General features: G+C 61.7%; 17 protein-coding genes and 1 pseudogene. 16 read left to right on the top strand and 2 right to left on the bottom strand.

Annotated elements, in window-relative coordinates:
* Position 1: 1 nt before the first annotated feature.
* From hypB to C2E25_RS12525, 8 genes are all read left to right on the top strand, one after another.
* Positions 2-727 carry a hydrogenase nickel incorporation protein HypB gene (hypB, locus tag C2E25_RS12560; RefSeq protein ID WP_103116081.1) on the top strand — a complete coding sequence of 242 codons (726 nt, stop codon included), beginning with the start codon at positions 2-4 and terminating at the stop codon, positions 725-727.
* A gap of 325 nt (positions 728-1,052) precedes the next feature.
* Complete coding sequence (locus C2E25_RS12555; RefSeq protein ID WP_103116080.1) at positions 1,053-1,283, top strand: HypC/HybG/HupF family hydrogenase formation chaperone; 231 nt, start codon at positions 1,053-1,055, stop codon at positions 1,281-1,283.
* On the top strand, positions 1,280-2,386 hold the full coding sequence (gene hypD, locus C2E25_RS12550) for a hydrogenase formation protein HypD (protein ID WP_103116079.1): 1,107 nt from the start codon (positions 1,280-1,282) through the stop codon (positions 2,384-2,386). The genes C2E25_RS12555 and hypD overlap by 4 nt, the downstream gene beginning before the upstream one ends.
* A gap of 232 nt (positions 2,387-2,618) precedes the next feature.
* Positions 2,619-3,632, top strand: coding sequence for a hydrogenase expression/formation protein HypE (gene hypE / locus C2E25_RS12545; protein WP_103116078.1), 1,014 nt, complete (start codon positions 2,619-2,621; stop codon positions 3,630-3,632).
* A 146-nt stretch (positions 3,633-3,778) separates the two neighbouring features.
* Positions 3,779-6,316 carry a PAS domain S-box protein gene (locus tag C2E25_RS12540; RefSeq protein WP_103116077.1) on the top strand — a complete coding sequence of 846 codons (2,538 nt, stop codon included), beginning with the start codon at positions 3,779-3,781 and terminating at the stop codon, positions 6,314-6,316.
* Entirely contained in the window at positions 6,313-6,705 is a 393-nt protein-coding gene (locus C2E25_RS12535) for a response regulator (protein WP_103116076.1), read from the top strand. Before C2E25_RS12540 ends, C2E25_RS12535 begins: the two co-directional genes overlap by 4 nt.
* A gap of 549 nt (positions 6,706-7,254) precedes the next feature.
* Complete coding sequence (locus tag C2E25_RS12530; RefSeq protein ID WP_199177429.1) at positions 7,255-7,788, top strand: hypothetical protein; 534 nt, start codon at positions 7,255-7,257, stop codon at positions 7,786-7,788.
* A gap of 80 nt (positions 7,789-7,868) precedes the next feature.
* A complete protein-coding gene (locus C2E25_RS12525) occupies positions 7,869-8,855 on the top strand; it encodes a GGDEF domain-containing protein (protein WP_103116075.1) in 987 nt (328 codons plus the stop codon).
* A gap of 143 nt (positions 8,856-8,998) precedes the next feature.
* Here C2E25_RS12525 and C2E25_RS12520 read toward each other — a convergent pair whose 3' ends face one another.
* Positions 8,999-10,072 (bottom strand): general secretion pathway protein GspE, encoded by a 1,074-nt coding sequence (locus C2E25_RS12520; protein ID WP_103116074.1) that lies wholly within the window; start codon positions 10,070-10,072, stop codon positions 8,999-9,001.
* A gap of 379 nt (positions 10,073-10,451) precedes the next feature.
* On the opposite strand from C2E25_RS12520, the gene C2E25_RS12515 reads away from it, so the two are divergent.
* The 7 genes from C2E25_RS12515 (at position 10,452) to C2E25_RS12485 (ending at position 17,354) form a co-directional block, all read left to right on the top strand.
* On the top strand, positions 10,452-11,393 hold the full coding sequence (locus tag C2E25_RS12515; protein WP_103116073.1) for a class I SAM-dependent methyltransferase: 942 nt from the start codon (positions 10,452-10,454) through the stop codon (positions 11,391-11,393).
* A gap of 154 nt (positions 11,394-11,547) precedes the next feature.
* Positions 11,548-12,612, top strand: a complete 1,065-nt coding sequence (locus tag C2E25_RS12510; RefSeq protein ID WP_103116072.1) for a threonine aldolase family protein — start codon at positions 11,548-11,550, stop codon at positions 12,610-12,612.
* 13 nt (positions 12,613-12,625) lie between these two features.
* Positions 12,626-13,462 (top strand): FAD/NAD(P)-binding protein, encoded by an 837-nt coding sequence (locus C2E25_RS12505; RefSeq protein ID WP_103116071.1) that lies wholly within the window; start codon positions 12,626-12,628, stop codon positions 13,460-13,462.
* Entirely contained in the window at positions 13,459-15,489 is a 2,031-nt protein-coding gene (gene fdhF / locus C2E25_RS12500; RefSeq protein ID WP_103116070.1) for a formate dehydrogenase subunit alpha, read from the top strand. The genes C2E25_RS12505 and fdhF overlap by 4 nt, the downstream gene beginning before the upstream one ends.
* Positions 15,483-16,445 carry a 4Fe-4S dicluster domain-containing protein gene (locus tag C2E25_RS12495; protein WP_103116069.1) on the top strand — a complete coding sequence of 321 codons (963 nt, stop codon included), beginning with the start codon at positions 15,483-15,485 and terminating at the stop codon, positions 16,443-16,445. Before fdhF ends, C2E25_RS12495 begins: the two co-directional genes overlap by 7 nt.
* A 104-nt stretch (positions 16,446-16,549) precedes the next feature.
* Positions 16,550-17,113 (top strand): ANTAR domain-containing response regulator, encoded by a 564-nt coding sequence (locus C2E25_RS12490; protein WP_103116068.1) that lies wholly within the window; start codon positions 16,550-16,552, stop codon positions 17,111-17,113.
* Between the two features lie 19 nt (positions 17,114-17,132).
* Positions 17,133-17,354, top strand: a complete 222-nt coding sequence (locus C2E25_RS12485) for a hypothetical protein (protein WP_103116067.1) — start codon at positions 17,133-17,135, stop codon at positions 17,352-17,354.
* Here the strand turns inward: C2E25_RS12485 and C2E25_RS18140 are convergent.
* Positions 17,351-17,539 (bottom strand): annotated as a pseudogene (locus C2E25_RS18140) (EAL domain-containing protein); the annotation flags it as partial. The gene C2E25_RS12485 and the pseudogene C2E25_RS18140 sit on opposite strands and share 4 nt — an antisense overlap.
* 79 nt (positions 17,540-17,618) lie before the next feature.
* Between C2E25_RS18140 and C2E25_RS12475 the strand changes: the two are divergent.
* Positions 17,619-17,885 (top strand): transposase, encoded by a 267-nt coding sequence (locus C2E25_RS12475; RefSeq protein ID WP_103116066.1) that lies wholly within the window; start codon positions 17,619-17,621, stop codon positions 17,883-17,885.
* Positions 17,886-17,980 lie beyond the last annotated feature (95 nt).

Genomic DNA, 17,980 nt, shown 5'->3' with positions numbered 1-17,980 from the left:
CATGTGCATCGATTGCGGCTGTGCCGAACGGACCGAACAGGCTCACCATCATCACGACCAGAACCAGGCTGGCCGCACCATCCGGGTCGGCGAAGACCTGCTGGCCAAGAACGATCGGCTGGCGGCCGTCAACCGTGCCCGCTTCGCCGAATACGGGCTGCTGACCCTGAACCTGGTCAGCTCTCCCGGCTCGGGCAAGACCACCCTGCTGGAAACCACCCTGCGCGCGCTCAGCAATGAACTGCGCTTCGCGGTTCTCGAAGGCGACCAGCAGACCGCTAATGACGCCGAACGCATCGCCGCCACCGGCGTCCCGGCCCACCAGATCAACACCGGCGCCGGCTGCCACCTCGACGCCCACATGGTCGGCCACGGCGTCGACCATTTCGACCTGGCGAATCTCGACGTGCTGCTGATCGAAAATGTCGGCAACCTGGTCTGTCCGGCCTCCTTCGATCTCGGCGAAGACTGCAAGGTCGCCGTCCTCTCCATCACCGAGGGAGAGGACAAACCGCTCAAGTACCCGCAGATGTTCCGCGCCGCCGAACTGGTGATCATCAACAAGCTCGACCTGCTGCCGCACCTCGACTTCGATCTTGAAACCTGCCGCGACTACCTCCGCCAGGTCAACCCGCAAGCCCGCGTCATCGAACTCTCCTGCAAATCGGGCGCGGGGATGGAAACCTGGTACAACTGGCTGCGCGAACAGGTGGCGAAGAAAAAATAACCTGAATTCTCCTCTCGAAAAGAGGGAAGAGGTTTTCACCAAGAGCACAAACGCACCGAGGCCGATCAAAAGGTCATGGATGCAAGGCTTGCGAAGGCTGAGGCCGCAGGCGGGAGCTACGTCGAGGACCGAAGACTGAGCGTAACGCAGCAGACAGGGCCTTTTCATCGGCCCTCCCATAAAAACGCCAGGGCCGATCAAAAGGCTTGAGATGCAAGGCGCCGACAGGCTGAGACCACAGGCGTAGCGGAGCTACGTCGAGGATCGAAGACTGGCGGCAACGCCGCAGATTGAGTCTTTTCATCGGCCCCCTACGGAGACGAAAATGTGTTTAGGTGTTCCCATGCAGGTCAAATCCATCGCCGACGACACCGCCACCTGTGAAATCGACGGGGTCCGGCGCGAAGCCTCGCTGATGATGGTCGACGGGGTCGAGGTCGGCGATTTCGTTCTCATCCATGCCGGCTTCGCCATCGAAAAGATCGACCCGGAAGAAGCGGAGCTGACTCTGAAGGCGCTGCGCGAAGCCCTCGATATGGGACTGGTGCCGGAATGAACGAACTCAATTTGACCACCGCCTGGCGCGATCCCGAGGTGGCCCGCGGCCTGCTGGCGCGAATCGAACGGACTGTCGCCGGCTACCGGGGAGAAATGACCCTGATGGAGGTCTGCGGCACCCACACCATGGCAATCTACCAGCACGGCATCCGCGCCCTGCTGCCGGAAACGATCCGGCTGATTTCCGGCCCCGGGTGCCCGGTCTGCGTCACCCCGGTCGACTACGTCGATCATGCCGTGGCCCTGGTCCGCCGGCCCGACACCATCATCACCACCTTCGGCGACATGGTGCGGGTCCCGGGCTCGTCGAGCAGCCTGTTGCACGAGCAGGCCCGGGGTGCGCAGATCAGGATCGTCTATTCCCCCCTCGATGCCGTCGCCCTCGCCGCCCGCAACCCGGACAAGCAGGTGGTCTTTCTCGGCGTCGGCTTCGAGACCACCACTCCGACGGTCGCGGGAGCAATTCTGGTGGCTGAAAAACAGGGACTGACCAACTTCAGCGTGCTCGGCTCCCACAAGACCATGCCGGCACCGATGGCGGCCCTGACCAATGATCCCGAACTGCAGGTCGACGGCTATATCTGCCCGGCCCATGTCTCAACGATCATCGGCGTCAACGCCTATCGGCCGCTGGTCGAACAGTGCCGGGTACCCTGCGTTGTCACCGGCTTCGAACCGCTCGACATGCTCCGGGGGATCGAAATGCTCGCCCGCCAGGTGGTCGAGGGACGCGCCGAGGTCGAAAACGAATATTCGCGGGTCGTCAAACCGGACGGCAACCCGAAAGCGCGACGCATTCTCGAAACCGTCTTCGAACCCTGCGACGCAACCTGGCGGGGGATCGGCACCATCCCCGGCAGCGGTCTGAAGATCCGCACGGAGTATGCCGACTACAACGCCATCCGCAAGCTGCCGGTCAGTGTCGAAAAACCGGTCGAGCACACCGGCTGCCAGTGCGGCGAGATCCTCAAGGGCAAGGTCCGCCCCGGCGACTGCCCATTGTTCCGCACCGCCTGCACCCCGGAGAATCCGGTCGGAGCCTGCATGGTGTCGAGCGAAGGAACCTGCGCGGCGGAGTACAAATACGGCAATATCTCATGATGAAAATCCTTTCGCCGCCAGGACGCCAAGAGCGCCAAGAAAACCTTTTTTAACGGAGAGTCGCAGAGAGGGAGAGGACACAGAGAAAACCAAAAGCAGTTTCTGGTTTTAAACCCAAAAGATTTTCTCTCCGTCTCTGCTCCTCTCCGCCTCTCCGTTAAATGAGTTTTTGACCTTCTTGGCGTCCTTGGCGACTTGGCGGCCTAGTTTCTTTTTGCAAAGGCAGAATTCCATGAATCCCGACATCATCCTCCTCGGCCACGGCAGCGGCGGCAAACTGAGCCACCAACTGCTCGACGACATCATCATTCCCGCCCTCTCGGGAGTCGCTCCCGAACAGCAGAACGACGCCGCGGTGCTGCCGGCCGTCGACGGTGAGCTGGCCTTCACCACCGACTCCTACGTAGTCGACCCGATCTTCTTTCCCGGCGGCAATATCGGCGACCTGGCCGTCAACGGCACGGTCAATGATCTGGCCATGGCCGGGGCGGAGCCGGTGGCGATCAGTGTCGGGCTGATTCTCGAAGAAGGGTTGGCGATCACCGAACTGAGGAAAGTGCTGGAATCGATGCGGCAGGCGGCCGACGCCGCCGGGGTGAAGATCGTCACCGGCGACACCAAGGTGGTGCCGCGCGGCAAGGGCGACAAGATTTTCATCAACACCGCCGGCATCGGCCGGATACCCGCAGGGCGCAAGATCGGCGGCAACGCCGCAAAACCGGGTGACAAGGTCCTGATCAACGGCGCCATCGGGGACCACGGCATGGCGGTACTCGCCAGCCGCGAAGGGCTGGAACTGAACAGTGATATCGAAACCGACAGCGCCGCCCTCAACGACCTGGTCGAAGCCCTGTTCACCGCCTGCGGAGAAGACCTCCATGTCCTGCGCGATCCGACCCGCGGCGGCGTTGCCACCACGCTGCGGGAGATCGCCGGGCAGTCCCGGGTCGACATCACCCTCGACGAAACCGCGCTGCCGATCCACGAGAGCGTCCGCGGCGCCTGTGCCATTCTCGGCCTCGATCCGCTGTTCGTCGCCAACGAAGGAAAACTGCTGGCGATCGTCACCGCCGACCGGGCCGAGCCCGCCCTGCAGGCAATGCGCCGCCATCCCGCCGGCGGAGAAGCCGCCATCATCGGCGAGGTCAGCGCTGTATCAAGCGGCCGAGTGCTGATGCGCACCACCATCGGCGGCCTGCGCGCCATCGAAATGCTCGCCGGAGAACAGCTGCCGCGAATCTGCTGACAACGCCTGCAGGAACCATAACCGTCCCCCCGACCCTGACAACATCCCTGCGGATGATATACTGACTGCTGAATCGGTCTGTCCGGCACTGCACCAGCGACTCTGCCCGGATTGTAAAACTCTGCCTCCCTTCCGCCAGAGGTGGCATGTCCGCACCAGCTGTCCGACATTCTTCCCCCGGTTCTCCGGCAACGGTCTTCTTCCTGTTATTCTGCCTGCTGTTGCTCGGCCCGGTTGCGCACAGCGCAGCGCCTCCGCTGCAACTGACCAATGCCGAACAATCCTGGCTCCAGCACCATGCCCGGACCATCCGGGTCGGCATGCTGCCCAACTATCCCCCCATTGAATTCACCGAACAGGGGCGCCACCAGGGCCTCACCGCCGACTACCTGCGACTGCTTGAAAAACGCCTCGACATCCATTTCCGCCGCATCCCGGCGCGGAACTGGGACGAACTGCTGCAGATGGCCCTTGACCATCGCATCGATCTTATCGGCTCCATCCAGCAAACCCCGCAACGTTCCAGAAAACTGCTCTTCACCAGTGTCTATGTGCGCCTGCCCAATGTCATCATCACCCGCAAGGGCGGACCGAAGAAATTGACCGAACAACAGCTGGCCGATAAAAAGGTCGCTGTTGTCCGCGGCTACGCCAGCGAGAGCTACCTGCGGAAAAACGTTCCGGAAGCCCGGCTGGTGGCTGTCAACAGCGATCTCGATGGATTGCAGCAGCTGGCCTTCGGCAAGGTTGACGCCCTGGTATCAGATCTTTCGGTGGCCAGCTGGAACATCGACCGGCTGGGTCTGAGTAATCTGCAAGCCAGCGGTTTCATCGATTTCCGCTGGAATCTGCGCTTCGGCATCCGCAACGACTGGCCGGAACTGCAGAAAATTCTCAACAAGGCACTCGATGCTATCCCGCAACAGGACAAAGACGAGTTGTTCCGACACTGGGTCGGACTCTCCTCCGAAAAGCCGCTCAACCGCAGAGAGATCGTCATTGTCGCCCTGGCACTCGCCCTCTGCCTGTTGCTGGTGCTGGCCATCGGGCTCTGGAACCGTATGCTGGGACGGGAAGTCAGGCGGCAGACCCTGGCATTGCAGCAGGCCCTGGAACGGGAACGCAACGCCCGCACCGAAGCAGCCGGCAAAGAGGCCCAGTTGCGGGAGTTGACCGACAACCTGCCGCAGACGGTTTTTGAAACCGACTGTGATGGGCGAATCACCTATGTCAACAACCAGGCTCTGGAATGGAGCGGGTACAGTCGGGAGCAGATTCTCAGCAGCCGGATCCAGGATTTTCAGCACCCTGACGACCAACCACGCATCGAAGAACGCATTCGGGCACTGCTGAACGACGATGACGCCACGGGCCGCCTCCACCGAATCTGTCTGGCCGACGGCCGGTTGCGCAACACGCTCATTTATGCCCGCGCGATTCACTCGGGCAACAAACCGGTCGGTCTGCGCGGTATCCTGGTCGATATCACCGAACGGCAGCAGGCCGAACAGGAATTGCGCGAAAGCGAAGAACGCTTCCGGGAAATTTTCAACGGAACCACCGAAGCCCTGTTCATTCACGATGCCGGGGATGGCCGGATTCTGGACCTCAACCATACCGCCGAAATCATGTACCGGGGCAGCCGGGAACAACTGCTTGCCAGCGATATCGACAAACTCAGTTCAGGCACCGCTCCCTATACCGGGGAAGAGGCCAGGGTCCTCGTTGAAAAAACCCGCCGGGATGGACAGCAGGTTTTCGAATGGCACGCACGCCGCCTTGACGGTGAGCTCTTCTGGGCCGAAGTCAGCCTGCGCACGACCACCATTGCCGGCAAGCAGGTCATCATCGCCGGGGTTCGCGACATCAGCCAGCGCAAGCAGATGGAAGAGTTCATGCTGCAGTCGGAAAAAATGTTGACCATCGGCAAACTGGCCGCCGGCATCGCTCACGAAATCAACAATCCGCTGGCAGGCGTCCTGCAGAACCTGCAGATACTCTCCCTGCGCCTCGACTCCAAGGGAAGGACCAATCAGGATGCCACTGCAGAAACCGGGCTCCCTCCCGAAGCCCTGGCCGCCTACCTGAAACGGAGACAGATACCGCACATCATCGACAGTGCCACCGAAGCCGCCCTGCGCGCCCGAACCATCGTCGAAGACCTGCTGACATTCAGCCGCCGACCGAACCGGAAACACCCGGTTGATCTGGCAACCGTTATAAAGACCGCCCTTAAACTGGCCTCCACGGAATACGACCCGGAACAGAATTTCGATTTTCGCCACATCCGCATAGAGAAACGAATGGCGTCCTCTCTGCCGACGATTCAGGGAACCTCCGACCAGTTGCAGCAGGTGGTCCTCAATCTGTTGCGCAATGCGGCTCAGGCGATGATCGAAGCGGGCACTGAAAAGCCAACCATCTCCATCACCCTTGAACAGCATGACCAACATATTCTGCTGCAAATCAAAGACAACGGTCCCGGCATGGATGAACAGACCCGGCTGAGAATCTTCGAACCTTTTTTCAGCACCCGGCTTGGACGCGGCGGAACAGGGCTCGGCCTGGCCCTGGTTTCCTACATTGTTCACCAGAACCACGGCGGCAGCATTTCCGTTGAGTCAAGCCCCGGACGGGGCTGCTGTTTCAGCATTCGGCTGCCAATTCCCAGGGAGGATTCATGATTTCAGCAGCAACACCGAAAGCCATTCTGATTGTCGACGATGAGCCCTCCATTCGTGACAGTCTGCAGATGTTCCTGGAAGACTGCGGGCACCAGGTCAAAACCGCGGCATCGATGGCAGAAGCCCTCAAGCTGCTGGGGCGGGAACCGTTCGGCCTGGCGATTGTCGACGTCCGCCTCAGCGACGGGAACGGCAACCAGCTGGCCCTTGAAGCCCGCGCCCTGCAACCCCAGCTGCGAATCCTGATGCACACCGGGTCAATCGAATACCAGCTACCGCCGGAGCTGGTGGAACTGGGACTCGGCGAAGACCAGGTGCTGCGCAAACCGCAACCCGACCTGATGACGGTGCTGCGTCGCATTGAAACGGAACTGGGCTGTCTGGAGTAGCGCTCCGTAACCCTCTACCGCCGAAAGGCGAGGGATTTTGCGCCGAATCAAGAGCTGCGTCGCACAAGCGAAGAGGAAGACAACGCAGAGTCGGTGCAAAAGACCCGCCCCAGCACAAAAAAAAACGCGTCCGGCCCTTGCAGGCCCGACGCATCAAATAACAGTCAAAAGCGCGGTGTCAGGATCGGAGATTCTCATCCCCAAAACGATGTTTGATCATTGTTTTATCAGAACAACTTATCGGCAGTCAAGGTTTTTTTTAAAATTTCTTTCCGCTGCAAGATAAAATAAACTCATTACCAAAACAGGTTTTTACCGCCCCGCCACGACACTTCGACCGTTATCGGCGACCTTCACGGTGCCGTCCGGCAGGCAACTGTCCGAAACCACAGTCTCTCCCTGTCCCGCCCCCAACCGAAGTCTGCACCAATCCCCGTTGCCGTCGAGCTGGAACCGCTATAGCTTGGCCCCTGCAAGACTTGAATCTGTAAGCCCCTTGTCGGTGAACAGCACAAGTCGTTGACTCACGAATTCAGGAAAGAGGTCACCATGACGCAACTCTGGAAAATATGGCTCGGACAGACTTTTGCCGCTGTCTTTCTGGGCCTCGCGCTGTTACTGATCGGACTGGCCGGATTTCAGTTCTGGAACGGCATCCTGGCCGGACACGAGCTGATCTCGATTCTGGTCCGGGCACTGAATACAGCCATCATCGCCCTGGCCATTTTCGAACTCGGCATCGGGATCAGCCACGAATATGCCGTCCCGCACAACAGCCGCCACACCTTTTCAATCATCCGCCGGCAACTGACCCGTTTTGTCGGCACCGTCTGCGTTGCCCTGGTGCTCGAAGGACTGATCATGGTCATCAAGTACAGCCAGCTCGATCTGGCCGGCAACCTCTACTACCCGGTGGCGATCCTGGTCGGCGCCAGCGTGCTGCTTTCCTCGCTGGGTCTGTTTCTCCACCTGTCACGCGACGATGTCGAACGCCAGCAGAGCAGCGGCCAGGGAAACGCGCATCCCACCTTGCGAAGCGCACAGCACCGGAACCGCGGACTGAAACAACTGCAGAAAAAATAACCTCGGGAGATTCTCCCTAGACCTTTCGACTTCCGTGGCCGATATGGTTGCTAAGCCCATTTACGGTGACGGAGCCGACCATGCCCCAGACGTCAATGATCATAAGTTCACTGTCCAGTTCCCGGGATTACCTGCTGCGCCTGGTCGACTGCACCCGGATTTTCTCCCGCATCCTCTGCGTCCGCAACAAACAGGAAGCTATCGAACGGTTGCAGACTGAGGAGATCGACACCATTTTTCTTGACTGGCAGCCGCCCGAGGTGGAGCAACTGAACAGCCTGGCCGAGGTTCTGGGCGACCGCGAAGAGTGGTGCGACATCCCGCTGCTCCTGTTCACTCCGGACCCGCAGCGGGATGCGGAAATTCTCGCCCTGCAGAAAGGGGCCGGCGACTGTTTCGACTACGGAATCACCGCCCGCGAACTGGGCGCCCGGCTGCACCATCACCTGGCGCACAAGCAACGCACCGATGAACTGCGGGCGGAGAACAGTCAACTGGCCAAACTCGCCATCAGCGACCGCCTGACCGGACTGTACAACCGCTCCTATTTTGATGTCGTACTGGAATTTGAGGCGGCACGCTGCCAGCGACATGGCTCGGTGCTGTCACTGCTGATCATTACCATCGACAGTTTCAACTGGCTGGAAAACAATTTCGGCCATCGCGTCGGCGACAGCCTGTTACGTCTGACCGGAGATGTCATCCAGGTCACGGCGCGAAAAAGCGACATCCCCTGCCGCTTCAACTACCAGGACTTTGCCATTATTCTGCCGGACACCCCGACCCCTGACGCCTTCCTGCTGGCCGAACGCATCCGCCGGGAGGTTATGATCAACGGGCCGAAAAAACCGTTGAGCCACTTCACCCTTTCCCTGAGCATGGGCATCAGCGGTCATGCCGGCAACGGGATCATCGACCCGCGCAACCTGGTCGATGAAGCCTATTGCGCCGTGGAAACCGGTCGTCGGCACGGTGCCGGACGGACCGAAATTTTCCATCATGATCCGCAGATCCTGACCCGCAACGGCCACAGACTCGACATCGAGCATCCGCAGGGGCACGCCTAGGAGTCTTTTCGATCAATAGCTACGGCTATTGCCCTCAAATGAGCTAAAATCTGACCTCAATCAGCCAAATTTTCGCTTCAGCCCGGATAGTCCGACAGACTCCTGAACGGCTGCACGGTTAAGGACGTGGGACCAGGAAAACCTCAGGTCATGAGGATCTTTTCGCGACGGATCAGGATCTCGAACGCCAGGCTCATCTTGCGCACCAGGCGATTGAGGTCGGCCATCCGTTCACCGAGGCTGCCCTCGCCGCCGGCGATGTAAAGAACATTGACGGTCCGCCGGGCCAGTTTGACCGGAAGCAGCAGCACCGAGGTCGGCTTCTCACCGCCCAGCGCCTTGATCAAACGACCGTTCTGCCCCCGATTGGGAAGCCCGCCGAGATAGGGGCTGCCTTCCTCAATCACGGTCCTGACCACCGAGGCCTTTGTCAGATCGATACTGAACTGGGGAAAATCATCGAGGTTTTTCTGCCCGGCAACCGCTTTCCAGCCGTCAGCCTTGTCTTCACGCAGGACGAACAGCGCGGCGTGACTGAATTCCTGGCCGAGATAACGGATCATCACCTCGCCGATCTCTTCGCGGGAGGTTGCCGAAGCGAGCCCTTCGGCAACCGACTCCATGGTTTCGGGAACAGCCACGGCCGGCGGTTCCTCTTCAATAACGACGGCCTCTTCGAGCTTTTCCTCGTCGGTTTCCTCATGAGCCTGCTGGACCGCCTCGGCCTCGGCCGCGGTGCCTTTCCATTCACCGATACGGGCGATGATATTCTGGAACCGTTCCTCGATTTCGTAATCGTAATAGCGTCCGAGAGCCTGCAGCAGGCGGACCTCGGGGGCGATCAGCGGTTTGATAATGAAATCGGTGATGAAGGCGATCTCGTCAATGGCACGCAGGTCGGCCGGGTCGGCCATCGCCAGACTGAGACGTTTTTTTTCAAACTTGATCGGCACAACCTTGTACTTCAGCGCCAGTCCCCGCGGCACCTTTTGAATCACGTCAGCCGGGACATTCTGCAACTGATCCGGGTGGACGTAGGGCACCGCGAGCTTTCTGCTCAAAAAACGGGCCAGGGTTTCTTCTTCGATCAGCCCCAGTTCGATCAGACTGGTGCCGATTTTGCCGCCGTAGACAACCCGGTTGAGCAGTGCCTCGTCAAACTGCTCACGGGTGATCAGGTCCGCTTCCCTGAGCATTTCCAGCAGTGTCACAGCCATCTTTTCCCTCCCTGAAAAAATACCATTATTTCAGCTTAACCTGCTTTACCCTCTCTGCCAATAAAAAAACGTTGCAATAATCACAGGTTATCGTAGAGTCCAGAGAAGACAAAAAGAGCAGGCTCCGACAAGGAACGGGGCAGGTGGCACATCAAGACGCTGCCCAATGAGCGCGGCAGCTACGTCGCACAAGCGAAGCGGGACAGCAACGCAGAGTTGATGAAAAAGCCGGCGTCCTCATACACAAAAAAGACGCGCCAATCAGGAGGAATCGACGCGTCAAGAGGTTGTTGCAGTGAGCAAGACTGGTACTCACGTTGGTTGTTTAAACCCTATCAAGGTGGTCCGCTTTTTCAACCGCCTGACCTGATTTTTTTCTATGACCAGGGATTTTTCACTTCTCATCGCCGAACTCGAACCACGTCTGCCCGCCGCAGGCTCACCGGCAGCGAAGCGTTTGCTGCACGGACGGGGCGGCGCCTTCCCCGGCCTGGAACATCTGGTTCTCGACTGGTATCCACCGCTGCTGCACCTGATCTGCTACCGTCCGCCGGCAGAGGATCTCCCCGGCCGGCTGGCGACCTGGCTGGCGGAGCGCCTCGATCCGCAACCACGCGGCCTGGTCCTGCAGCGCCGCGACCTGCCCGGCGCCCCGCAGAACCTGGTCTGGGGCAGGATGCCGGAGCATCCTCTTGCCATCGAGGACGGACTCCGCTACCAGCTGCACTTCGACCGCGGGCAGAACATCGGCTTCTTCCCCGACATGGCGGTCGGTCGCAGGCTGGTCCGCAAACGGGCCGCCGGTCAACGGATTCTGAACCTGTTCGCCTATACCTGCTCCTTCTCGGTCGCCGCCCTGAACGGCGGCGCCGGACAGGTCATCAACCTGGACATGAGCCGCAACGCCCTCGACTGGGGACGCCGCAACCACCAGCTGAACAATCTCGACCCGCGCCGGGCCGGTTTTCTCGCCCACGACCTGTTCAAATCCTTCGGCAAACTGCGGCGGCTCGGACCCTTCGACCTGGTCATCGCCGATCCGCCCGACACCCAGGGCAACAGCTTTGTACCGGAACGGGACTGGCCGCGGCTGCTGAGAAGGCTGCCCGAACTGCTTGCTCCCGGCGGGGAACTGCTCGCCTGCATGGCCGTACCCCGCCTCGGCCGCAGCTTCCTCGCCGCCACCATCGCCGAACACGCGTCCTTCCTGGAGCTGATGGAAACTCTGCGGGCCGGCGAGGACTTCCCGGAAGCCGACCCCGACAAGGGGCTGCACCTGCTGCGCTACCGAAACGTTTCAACGCCCAAAAACTGCTTTTGATTTTCTCTGCGTTCTCTCCCTCTCAGCGACTCTCCGTTAAAAGGGTTTTCCTGGCGGTCCCGGCGCCTCGGTTTTCCGAATTGACAGTTGCCTTTTCCCGCCGGGAGACTACAATCGTTTCCTGCACAATCTTTTTGTTCCTGAAGGAGTCACCATGAAACTCGTCCATCCCGATCCCGAGCTGAAAAACCAGTTTGCCAGTGACAACTACGCGCCGATCTGCCCGGAAGCCATGGCGGCGATGCAGGCGGTCAACCAGGGGCATGTCAACTCCTACGGCAATGATCCCTGGACCGCCCGCGCCTGCAACCTGTTGCGGGAGTTTTTTGAAACCGACTGCCAGGTCTTCTTCGTCTTCAACGGCACCGCGGCCAATTCCCTGGCCCTGGCCTCCCTCTGCCAGAGCTATCACAGCATCGTCTGCCACGAACTGGCACACATTGAAACCGACGAGTGCGGAGCGCCGGAGTTCTTCTCCAACGGTACCAAGATCCTGCTCGCCACCGGCAACGGCGGCAAGGTCGACCCGGCCCAGGTTGAGTACCTGGTCACCCGGCGCAGCGACATCCATTATCCGAAACCGAAAGTCCTCAGCCTGACCCAGTCGACCGAACTCGGCACTGTCTACACCCCGGATGAGCTGCAGACCCTGCGCGACTGCGCCGAAAAGCACAACCTGCGGCTGCACATGGACGGCGCCCGCTTCGCCAACGCCCTGGCCGGACGTGATCTGCCTCCCGCCGAACTGACCTGGAAGGCCGGTATCGACGTGCTGACCTTCGGCGGCACCAAGGTGGGGATGGCGGTCGGCGAAGCGGTGATCTTTTTCAACCGGGAACTGGCGGCGGAATTCGATTACCGTTGCAAGCAGGCCGGCCAGCTGGCCTCGAAAATGCGCTACCTCTCCGCCCCCTGGATCAGCCTGCTGCAGGATGGGGTCCTGGTGCGCCACGCCCGCCATGCCAACGCCATGGCGACCCGACTGGGCGACGAACTGCAGGCCCTGCCCGGGGTCGAGGTGGTCCATCCGGTCGAGGCCAACGCGGTTTTCGTCCGTTTCCCGCAGGGAGTGATCGAAACCCTGCAGGCCGACGGCTGGTATTTCTATACCTTCATCGGCAGCGGTGAAGCGCGGCTGATGTGTTCCTGGAATACCCGGGAAGAGGATGTCAGCCAGCTGATCTCCGCGGTGCGGGCCGCCCTGCCGGAGACGGGATGACAACAGCAGATCGATGACCATCCCCGCCTCGCTCTATGCCCCCCGGCCCTGCCGGCTGCTGGAAACCAGCGATCTGACTCCGCAGGAGAAGCTGTTCCGACTGCAGCTCGCGGACGATACCTCCCTGGGACACCAGCCCGGTCAGTTCATCCAGCTGTCGCTGCCCGGACTGACCGAGGCGCCGATCTCCATCGCCAGTTCACCGACCCGCGGCCCCGTCTTTGAACTCGGCGTGCGCCGCGCCGGGCGGCTCACCTCCGCCCTCCACCAGCTTGCTCCCGGCGCCACGATCGGCATCCGCGGCCCCTTCGGCCGCCCCTTCCAGCTCGACGCTCTGCGGAGCGGGCCGTTGCTGCTGATCGCCGGCGGCTGCGGCCTGGCGCCGCTGCGTTCGCTGATCCAGTACTGCCAGGACCGGCCGGAAGAATTCGGCGCGGTCCATATTCTCTACGGTGCCCGCTCTCCCGCCGACCTGATGTTCAAGGACGACCTGGCCGTCTGGCAGCGCAGTGACCGGCTCGACTGCCGCACCACCGTCGACCGGACCCCGGCCGCGTCCTGTTACGACGGCGACACCGGGCTGCTTCCCGAACTGCTGTCACGACTCGATTTCGACCCGACCGACTGCCGGGCGGTGCTGGTCGGCCCGCCGCCGATGTACCGTCCGGTCATTGCCGAACTGCGCCGACTCGGCCTCGACGGCGACCGGCGGATCATGCTCTCCCTCGAACGGCAGATGCGCTGCGGAGTCGGCAAGTGCGGCCACTGCAGCATCGAGCACCTCTCTTGCTGCAGCGACGGCCCGGTTTTCTGGCTGGAAGAGGTGGAAAATTTGCGGGGCGCCCTGTGAAAACCACCCTGACCACCTGCCCCTGGTGCGGCACCGGCTGCAATTTTTATCTGTTCACTGACGAACGGGGACAGCTGAGCGGTGTCGAACCGGCCGCCGGCCATCCGGTCAGCCGGGGGCAGCTCTGCCTCAAGGGCTGGAACGCCCATGCCTTCGTCGCCCACCCGGAGCGGCTGACCGTGCCGCTGTACCGCCGGCAGGGGGAGCTGGTCCCCTGCGACTGGAACAGCGCCCTCGACCTGCTGCACGAAAGGCTGAGCGCCATCGCCGAACGGCACGGTCCCGACAGCCTGATGTTCCTCGCCTCGGCCAAGGCCTCCAACGAGGAAAACTTTCTGCTGATGAAGCTGGCCCGGGCCGGCTTCGGCACCAACAACATCGATCACTGCGCCCGGCTCTGCCATTCCTCGACCGTCTTCGGCCTGGCGGAGACCCTCGGCTCGGGGGCGATGACCAACAGCCTGGACTGCTTCGAGCAGACCGACCTGGTGCTGGTGATCGGCTCCAACACCACCGAGCAGCATCCGCTGATCGGCAGCCGGATCCTGCAGGCGAAACAGCGCGGCGCGGATCTGATCGTCATCGACAGCCGGACCATCCGCCTGGCCCGGCACGCCGACCTGCACCTGCGGCCGCGAAACGGTACCGATGTCGCCCTGCTTTGCGGCATCATGCGACAGATCCTCGCCGACGGCCTGGAAGACCGCGACTTCATCGCCGCCCGTTGTGAAAACTTCGCCGCCTTCGAAACCTCGCTGCGGGACTGCACTCCGGAGCGGGTCGCGGCCATCACCGGGGAACCGGAAGAACAGCTGGTCGCGGCCGCACGCCGTTTCGCCCGCGCGGAAAAGGCAATGATCGTCTTCGCCATGGGCATCACCCAGCACAGCCACGGGGTCGACAATGTCCGGGCGCTCTCCAACCTCGCCCTGCTGACCGGCAACCTCGGCCGCCCCGGCACCGGCATCAATCCCCTGCGTGGCCAGAACAATGTCCAGGGGGCCTGTGACATGGGTGCCCTGCCCGATGTCTACAGCGGCTACCAGAAGGTGAGCGACCCGGCGGTGCGGAAAAAATTCGCCGCCGCCTGGGGCGTGGATCTGCCGGAACAACCCGGACTGATGGCCACCCACGCCATGGAGGCCGCCGCGGAGGGCCGGATTCGCGGCATGCTGATCATGGGAGAGAACCCGCTGCTTTCCGAGGCGAACCAGGGCCTGATCCGTCAGGCGCTGCAGAAGCTGGAGTTTCTCGCCGTGATCGACATCTTCCCCACCGAAACCGCGCAGTTGGCCGACCTGGTGCTGCCGGCGGCCTGCTACGCCGAGCGGGACGGCAGCTACACCTCCACCGAGCGCCGGGTGCAGCGCGGCCGTAAGGCGATCGAACCGCCGGGCGAAGCCAGGGCCGACTGGCAGATCCTCCGCGCCCTGCTGGGGCGCTGCGGTCTGCAGGCCGACGACACCGGACCGGAGCAGACCATGATGGAGATCAGCACGCTGACCCCGAGCTACGCCGGCATCAGCTATCCACGGCTGGAGGGGGCCGGCCTGCAATGGCCCTGCCCGGAGGCGGAGCATCCCGGCACCCCGATTCTGCACGTCGAGAACTGCAGCCGCGGCAAGGCCCGCTTCAGCCCGGTGACCTACCGGCCCTCAGCCGAGGTGCCGGACACCGACTACCCTTTTCTGCTCAACACCGGCCGCACCGGAGTCCACTGGCACACCGGCAGCATGACCCGCCGCAGCCACCTGCTCGACCGCGAGGAGCGCGAGCCCTATGTTGAAATCCATCCGCAGGATGCCGCCCGCCATCAGCTGAAAGAGCGTCAACCCCTGCAGATAAGCAGTCGCCGAGGCAGCATCGAGGCGTTGGCCAGAATCACCGACCGAGTTCCGGCGGGTCAGCTGTTCATCCCCTTCCACTTCGTCGAGGGTGCCGCCAACGCCCTGACCAACAACGCCCTTGATCCGGAATCGGGCATCCCCGAGTTCAAGGTCTGCGCCGTGAGGCTTCAGCCATGTTGAAACAACTGGCAGAAAAGGACTTGCTCCGTCTGCTGGAACGGATCGCCACCCGCCGGCGGTTGCTGACACCGCAGCGGCAGAGTGACGGCAGCCGGCTGCTGCTCCCCTGGCCGGGCGGACTGCCGGAGCTGGTCGGGACCCCGCTGCAGCGCAAACCGACCGAAATCTTCTTTCCCCAGCTTGAGCTGCTGATGGAGCTGGATAACAGCGGCGATGTCAGACTCCCGGTGCCGGCGGATAAACCGGTCGCCCTGCTCGGCCTCGACCACTTCGATCTGGCCGCCATCGCCTTTCTCGACCGCTTCTTCCTCAGCCGACCGACCGACGACGCCTACCTGCGTCGCCGCCATGACGCCCTGCTGGTCGGCCTGAGCGGACTGGCCGGGCCCCAAGGGGCAACCCTTCCCCCGGCGGAGACCTGCGATCTGGAACTGATCCTCGTCCCGGACAAACTGCTCGCCCGCCCCCACGCGAAGCTGGGCGAGGAACTGCTGGCAGGTTTCACCGCGGCCGATCCGACGGCCCTGCGCGCCATCGACCGGAGCCCCGCCGAACGGCCCGCGACCCTGCTTGCGGCCGCCCGGCTGCTGCAGGAGGATCAGGTTCCCGAAGCGTTCTGGGAAGAAATCGCCGCCCGCTGCATCGCCTGCGGCGGCTGCAACTTCGCCTGTCCAACCTGCAACTGCTTCGGCGTCCAGGACCGGACCTTCGGCAACCGGACCGAGCGCAGCCGGCTCTGGGATTCCTGCCAGCTCGACGCCTTCATGCGCGAGGCCGGCGGCCACAACCCCCTGGGAACCGAAACCCTGCGCACCCGCCGCCGCGTCTATCACAAGCTGGTCGCCGACCCGCTGCGCTGGGGTGAACTCGGCTGCGTCGCCTGTGGCCGCTGCGACCGCGCCTGCCCGACCGGCATCGGCATGCTCGCCCTGTGCGAGGACCTGGTGCGGCGGTAAGCCCCCCCCTCAGTCCCCCCTGCGACACGCCACCTCCCGCCTGTGCTGCGGCAGACAGGGGCTTGGCATTCTGTATGCACAACTGTTGTCGACAGGAGGTCACCATGAAAATTGCACTGATTGCCGATGACGAACCACTGACAAGACGTCAAGTCGCCGAAACCATAGAATGTTTTGGCTTTGACAGGATCATTGAAGCCGCAGACGGCAGCCAGGCGGTCAGCCTGGCATGCAGTGAGACCCCTCTCTTAATCATCATGGATATTTCGATGCCGGGCATGGATGGAGTCACGGCTGCCGAAAAAATGGGCAGCCGCGTCGCGGCACCGATCATTCTGCTCACCGGAACCAGCGATCCCGACACCATTGCCCGGGCGCGCGACGCCGGCGTACTCGGCTATCAGCTCAAGCCCTTTCAACCCGCCCAGTTGCAGGCCACCGTTGAACTGGCGATCCATCAGTTTGTCGAACTTAACAACCTGCGCGACGAAAACGCCCGTCTCAAGGATACTCTCGCAACGCGCAAACTGGTTGATCAGGCCAAGGGGATCCTGATCGCAAACGGCCTCAGCGAACCCGAGGCCCACCGCAAGATGCAGAAGCTGGCAATGGACAAGCGCAAATCACTGAAACAGGTTGCCGAAGCGATTCTGCTTACTGCCGACTGAAGGCGCAAATGGGCTGACGATGCATTCAGCAGAGGAGCAACAAAATAAACTGCTGCAGGCGCAGATCGATATTGGCCGCAAGCTGGCGTCGAGCACCGAACAGGATGAACTGCCAACGCAGATCCTGCATCTGTCGAAAGATATTTTCGGATTTGAAAACGCGATCATCAGGCTGAGCAAAAATGTTCAGACGCAGGGCGAGGGCAACGCCGCAGATGGACGTTTTTCATCAGCCTGCTAACGGCGCAGCAAACGCTCGACGACCACCTCCGCCGGTTCCGGTTTGGCAAACAGGTAGCCCTGAGCTTCAGGGCAACCGTTTATACGCAGAAAGTCAAGCTGCCTTTCAGTCTCGACCCCCTCGGCGATGACCGTCAGGTTGAAGTTCCGGCCAAGGGCGATGATCGCCCTGGTGATGGCTTCGGCGCCTTGATCAGAGCTGGTACCAAAATTTCGGACAGTGCATTAAGGTGGACAGCCCCGCACTGACGAAAGAGAGGAACCAATGAGCAAAACGAAACGTAAGCGCTATTCAGCCGAATTCAAGGCCAAGGTCGCCCTGGAGGCGATCAAGGGCGAACAGACCATTCAGGAACTGGGCAGCCGCTACGGACTGCATCCCAATCTGATCACCAACTGGAAACGGCAGGCCATCGAGAATCTGGCCGAGACCTTTTCCACCAAGGCGGAACGCACCCGCAGTAACGACGATCCTCAGATCAAGGAGCTGCACGCCAAGATCGGGGAGCTCACGGTGGAGCGGGATTTTTAGCCAACGCCTTCGGTCGCATTCGTTGAGCCACGCCCGAAGGGCCTCCTCCGCAGAATCTGTGGGTAGGCGGATGTAAAAATTAGAGCATTGCCCTT

Source organism: Geothermobacter hydrogeniphilus, from assembly GCF_002898515.1.
GTDB lineage: Bacteria > Desulfobacterota > Desulfuromonadia > Desulfuromonadales > Geothermobacteraceae > Geothermobacter_A.
This window is presented reverse-complemented; position numbering and strand designations above follow the sequence as displayed.